At 70.9% G+C, this 6082-nt stretch carries 4 protein-coding genes; 3 read left to right on the plus strand and 1 reads right to left on the minus strand.

The window, feature by feature from the left end; translation table 11 throughout:
• The first annotated feature begins 313 nt into the window (after positions 1-313).
• Positions 314-2074, plus strand: coding sequence for a 2-isopropylmalate synthase (leuA, locus tag GT042_RS23305; RefSeq protein WP_161310675.1), 1761 nt, complete (start codon positions 314-316; stop codon positions 2072-2074).
• A gap of 168 nt (positions 2075-2242) precedes the next feature.
• Positions 2243-3538, plus strand: coding sequence for a DMT family transporter (locus GT042_RS23310; protein WP_202533567.1), 1296 nt, complete (start codon positions 2243-2245; stop codon positions 3536-3538).
• A 78-nt stretch (positions 3539-3616) separates the two neighbouring features.
• Here GT042_RS23310 and GT042_RS40160 read toward each other — a convergent pair whose 3' ends face one another.
• Positions 3617-5602: a helix-turn-helix transcriptional regulator gene (locus GT042_RS40160; protein ID WP_345943884.1), complete on the minus strand. Its 1986-nt coding sequence runs from the start codon at positions 5600-5602 to the stop codon at positions 3617-3619.
• Between the two features lie 15 nt (positions 5603-5617).
• On the opposite strand from GT042_RS40160, the gene GT042_RS39355 reads away from it, so the two are divergent.
• Positions 5618-6082: hypothetical protein (locus tag GT042_RS39355; RefSeq protein ID WP_237531095.1), on the plus strand; the 465-nt coding region annotated here is incomplete at its 3' end.

The raw sequence follows: 6082 nt of genomic DNA on the forward strand, positions 1-6082 counted from the left end.
CGTGAGGGGACGGGCGGGCATTGGGGGTTGTACCGGGGGGCAACGTCCGTGCGGGGCGGGGGTTGTGGGTGGGGGTGTGGTTGAGGATGAGGGGACGGGTCACGTGTGATCTCGCGGCGCCCCATCCGTACCGCATGGATTCTCCGTGGCAGCGCGGCCACGAACCGGGCCGTTCGGAGCGTGTCGGCGATCCCGTCGCGCAGTCGGCGTCCCGGTGCGGTGTTGGTCGGCCGGCGAACCGGCGGGCGGCCACCCTTCCCTTCCGCACCGGGCCGTCCGGGCCGGCGAACAGCACCCCAGGAGATCTCCCCCCATGTCCGACCCCTCTGTGCGCCGCCCCACGCCCCTGACCGCCGCCGCCCTCCCCCAGCGTCCGAGCGCGATGCCGGTCCACAAGTACCGGCCGTACGAAGCCGTCGACCTCGCCGACCGCGCCTGGCCGGACGCCCGTGTCACCCAGGCTCCGCGCTGGCTGTCGACCGATCTGCGGGACGGCAATCAGGCGCTCATCGACCCCATGTCGCCCGAGCGCAAGCGTGAGATGTTCGACCTGCTGGTGGGGTTGGGTTACAAGGAGATCGAGGTCGGCTTTCCGTCGTCCGGTGAGACCGACTTCGCGTTCGTACGGTCGATCATCGAAGAGGGCGCGATCCCGGACGACGTGACGATCTCCGTACTGACGCAGGGGCGTGAGGAGTTGATCGAGCGGACGGTGGAATCGTTGAGAGGTGCTCGGCGGGCCACCGTGCATCTCTACAACGCCACCGCGCCCACCTTCCGCCGCGTCGTCTTCCGCGGTACGAAGGAGCAGGTCAAGCAAATCGCCGTGGGCGGAACCCAGTTGGTGATGGACTACGCCGACAAGATACTGGGCCACGACGCGGTCCTCGGTTACCAGTACTCGCCGGAGATCTTCACCGACACCGAGCTGGACTTCGCACTGGAGGTCTGCGAGGCGGTCATGGACGTCTGGCAGCCGGAGGCCGGCCGCGAGATCATCCTCAACCTGCCCGCCACCGTGGAGCGTTCGACGCCGTCCACGCACGCGGACCGCTTCGAGTGGATGTCGCGGAAACTGTCCCGGCGGGAGTTCGTCTGCCTGTCCGCGCACCCGCACAACGACCGGGGTACGGCCGTCGCCGCCGCCGAACTCGCGCTCATGGCCGGTGCCGACCGCGTCGAAGGCTGCCTGTTCGGGCAGGGCGAACGTACGGGCAACGTCGACCTGGTCACCCTCGGCATGAACCTCTTCTCGCAGGGCGTCGACCCCCAGATCGACTTCTCCCGGATCGACGAGATCCGTCGTACGTGGGAGTACTGCAACCAGATGGAGATCCACCCCCGCCACCCGTACGTCGGCGACCTCGTCCACACCTCCTTCTCCGGCTCCCACCAGGACGCCATCAAGAAGGGCTTCGAGGCGAGGGAGGCCGACGCGGCGGCGCGTGGGCTCGCGGTGGACGAGATCGAGTGGGAGGTGCCGTACCTGCCGATCGACCCGAAAGACGTGGGGCGTTCGTACGAGGCGGTCATCCGGGTCAACTCGCAGTCCGGCAAGGGCGGTGTCGCGTACGTCCTCAAGAACGACCACCAACTGGACCTGCCGCGCCGCATGCAGATCGAGTTCTCGCGGATCATCCAGACCAAGACCGACGCCGAGGGCGGCGAAGTCACCCCGGGCCAGATCTGGTCGGTCTTCGAGGACGAATACCTGGCCTCCGCCCACCACCCCTGGGGGCGGCTCGCGTTGCGCTCCGCCCCCGTCTCGGTCTCCACCGGCGGGTCGGACGCGCTCACCGTCGAGGCGGTCCTCGACGGCGAGGACATCACCCTGACCGGCCGGGGCAACGGCCCCATCTCCGCTTTCGTCGACGCGCTGGCCGGCGTCGGAATCGACGCCCGGGTGCTGGACTACAGCGAGCACGCCATGAGCGAGGGCGCGAGCGCGCAGGCCGCCTCGTACGTCGAATGCGCCGTGGAAGGCCACGTGCTGTGGGGCATCGGCATCGACGCCAGTGCGACCTGGGCGTCGCTCAAGGCCGTTACCTCGGCGGTCAATCGCGCGCGGAGATGACGGTTGTTCGAAGCACCTGATTACGGCGGCGCGAATTCTTTCCTTTGCCCGTAAGTCCTCCGCGCGCACGGGGAGCGCGCGGGACGGTCGAATTCGATTGATCATTCTCGTAGTAAATGGATACGCATATGGAAACGGATACGGAAACGTGAACGGGATTACGCGGGCGTGAAAACCAAACTCGATCCGCTGACCGTGACCGCGATGGTCGTCACCATCGTCTCCGTCGCGACCACCGCCCCGCTGACCGCCGCCGCCACCGCGTCGCCGCTCGCCATGGCCTTCTGGCGCAACTGCCTGGGCTTCGCCGTACTCGGGCCCTTCCTCCTGCTCCTGCGCCGCCGCGAGGTGGTACGGGTCGCGCGCGGCGAACGCGCGCTGCTGCGCCGGGAACAGTGGCGGCCCCTCGTCTTCGGCTTCCTCGCGGCCACGGCGCTCGCCCTCCACTTCGCGGCGTTCATGACGAGCACCCGGCTGACCACGGTCGCCATGTCCACCGCCCTCGTCGCGACCCAGCCCGTCTGGCAGGCCCTCATCGCCGCGGGCCAGGGCGCCAAGACGTCCCGCAGGACGTGGACGGGTCTCACACTCTCGGTCGTGGGGGCGGCGGCGGCCGCCGGCTTGGACATCAAGGCCGGTGGTACGGCGCTGCTGGGCGACCTGCTCGCCCTCGCGGGGGCCCTCGCGCAGGCCGGGTACACGGCGCTGAGCGAGAAGTCGCGGGCGGATGTGAGCACGCCGCTGTACTCGACGTTCACGTCGCTCGTCTGCGGTCTCGAACTCCTCTTGGTCTGCTGGCTGGTCGACATCCCGCTGACCGGTTTCGACAGGGCCACGCAGTGGTCGCTGCTCGGGTTGCTCGTCCTCCCTCAGCTTCTGGGGCTCGGGGCACTGAACTTCGCCCTGGGCAGGACGTCGGCGACGTCCATGAGCGTCCTCCTCCTGCTGGAGACCCCCGTGGCCGCGATCATCGCGTGGTGGCTGATGGGGCAGCACATCGAACTAGCCACGGTGCCTGGGCTGTTGCTGATCATCGTGGGCGTGACGGTCGTGCTGACGAGCGGCGGCGCGGAAGGGGCGGTGGCGGTGACAACGGGGCCGGGGACGTACCCGGGGTCGTACCCGGGCACGAACACGGAGACGTACGGGGGCACTTACACGGGCCCGTACGGGGGCTCGTACGGGGCGGGGGCGGGGGCGGGCGTACCGCCGTATCCGGGTTACGCGCCGCACAGACCCCAACTGCCCCCCGATCGGGAGCAGGTGGCTCACCGGGAGGATGCTGCCCGGCGCGATCCCCGAGTGGACTGGGCCAGATACCAGGAGAGTCACCACGAGAGCCCGACGGTCAGGTTCACCTACCACGGTGCGGGGGCCTTCGACACGGTGCATCTGCGCAGGCCGCACTTCGACGAGGACGAGTGGGAGCGGGAACGCGAGCGGGAGGAGGGGTCGGAGAGCTAGCCGGAGTACTGACGGTACGGGGGTGCGGTGACGGGGGTGCGGTAACGGGGGAAGCCGCCTCCTGCCTCCCCGTACCGCTCAACCGGTCGGGAGCGCCGGCCCGTCCCCGCCGTGCCGTTCTGACGCACCGGTGCCGGGCACCAGCCCCTGCCGGACCAGGCTGCCGTCCAGCCAGGCCGCGGCCAGTTCCGCCCTGGAACGGCAGCCGGTCCGCTTGAACAGCCTGGTCAGCCGCTGTTCGACCGTCTTCTCACTGCACCCCAGCCGGGCGGCGATCTGCCGGTTGGTGGACCCGTCGCTGACCAAGTCGATGAGCTGTACGTCCCGCTCGCCCCGCTCGTCCCGTTCACTCCGCCCGCCCCGGGCGGCGCGGCGCCTGGGGAGCGAGACGTTCCGTCGGCGGGCCGCGGCGCCGAGCCGGCTGCGGACGGGCCGGCCCATGCCCAGCGCGTGCCCGCTCCGGGTCGCCTCGGCCAGCCACCGTTCCGGGTCGTCGCCGACTTCCGCCAGGCAGCCGCAGCAGTCGACCAGCAGGGGGACGTCGCCTCGTTCCCGTACCAACTCGTAGGCGGACAGGGCGCTTTGCGCGTCGGCGTGTGCCATGCCGCGTCCGACGAGCAGCACTTCGTGTGTCATGGGCGAGGCGGCCTCCTCGTGCAGGTTCTCGATCTCCGCCATGGTGTGGCGTACGGCCTCCGGGTCATTCCGCTCCACGGCGATCGACAGGATCCGCAGCAGGACACGGTCGAGGCCGGCGAGCAGTCCGTCCTCACGCGCCCGCCGCACGTCCCGCCACGCCGCTGCCACCGCCTCGGCCTCCATGGCCTGGTCCCCGTGGCCCGACCAGTAGCGGACGCCCAGCCGCGCCCGGGCCACCAGCGGATGGCTTACGGAGTCTGGGATCAGGTCGAGCCACTCGCGGGCGCGTCCCAACTTCCCCCGTACGAGCTGGATTTCGGCCGCCAGCGCCCGGGCCGGCTGTGCCACACCCGGCGCGCCGTCGGCCCGGCCGCGCGTCTCGATGCGGCGGGCGGCCGAGAGCGCGCTGTCCCACCGGCCGGTGAGGTAGTCGCGCACCATGGCGTGGTACTGGACGGCCGTGCTCTGCCCCACCCCGGCGTACCGCTCACCGAGCACGGCGCCGAGAGCACCGACGAGGTCTCCGTAGGCGGCGGCGTTACGGAGCCGGTCGAGGGAGGCGGCGTTGAGTGCGTGAGCTGGGGCGTCCTGCGCGAGGGCCTGGCGGGTACGTTCGAACTCGGCGCGGGGGCCTACGGCGGCGGCGAGGAGGCGCACTTCGGCGAGGGAGGGGAGGGGGTCGGGGGCGGGGCCTGGGCCTGGGTCGGGATCGGGGCCTGGGTTGAGGCTTGAGTCCGAGGTGTGGCGCGCTGGTGGTCCGGGCGGCCGGGACGCCCTCGGCAGTCCCGTATCCGGAAGAGTTGTCATTGCGATCGGTGTGATCGGCATGATCGGTGTGATCGGTGTGATCGGCGTGATCGGTGTGATGGGGCCGATTCCGTACGCGCCGCCGAGCGCCGCCAGCGCGGTGGCGGCGGGTACCTGTGCGAGGGCCACGCCGTATCGGGGGTCGACGTCGTCGGTCTGCGGAGATCGGTGCTCGTGCAGGGTCGACAGGGTGCAGGCCCGGGTGACCCATTCGAGGTGGTCCAGGTCCTCGACGCGAGGCTCGTCGGAACGGTACTGACCCTTCCCGCCGCCTCGCTCGCCGTCCCGCCCGTCTCCGTGGTACCACTCCTCCAGGCTCGCCAACACCCGCTCGCCCAGGGCGAGTACGCCGACGTGGTCGGCGTTCCGCAGGCTCAGCGCGACGGATTCGCGCAGCACGCCGGTCGCTCGGGGGTCGTACGGCGACAGGTGCCGCAAGGCCGAGTGGTAGGCGCGGGCCCCCCACGAAGGGTCGGACTTCGCACTCGTACGGGCGGCGGCCAGAAGCAACGGCACCGCGAGTGAGGCGTCGAGGACAGAGCCCGCCGCCGCGACGTGGTCGGCCAGGCGGGGGTGCGCTGCGCCCGCCGCGACGGGGCCGAGCCGGTCGGTCACCACTCTGGTGATCGTGGCGTGGAACGGTCGCACATCGCGACACCCGAGCAGCGCCCGCAGCGCCACGGCGAGCGCGGGTACGGCGAACGTGATGCGGCCCGACCGATCAACGGTCACCACGCGGTCCCTGACCAGCCCGTCCACCACACGCCCGAAGACCTCGGGCAGCCCGGCTCCGGGAATCCCGGCTGCGGCGAGTCGAACACCGAGCAGCTCGGACTCCGGCGCCCGAGCGCCAACCGGTCCCGCTCCCGAGATCCCGGCTTCACCCGGACCGACCCCAGGCAGCTCGGACTCCGGCGCCTGAACGCCGAACGGTCCGGCCTTCGGGATCCCGCCTTCGCCCGGTCCAACCCCAAGCGGCTCGAACTCTGCAGCCCGAACGCCAGCCGGTCCGGCATCCGGGATCCCCGCTTCACCCGGACCAACCCCAAGCGGCTCGAACTCTGCAGCCCGAACGCCAGCCGGTCCGGCATCCGGGAT

Origin of the sequence: Streptomyces sp. SID3212, from assembly GCF_009865405.1 — a bacterium.
GTDB lineage: Bacteria > Actinomycetota > Actinomycetes > Streptomycetales > Streptomycetaceae > Streptomyces.

Excerpts from the sequence above, each read along its gene's own strand:
- leuA (WP_161310675.1), top strand. The coding sequence starts at position 314 with ATGTCCGACCCCTCTGTGCGCCGCCCCACGCCCCTGACCGCCGCCGCC.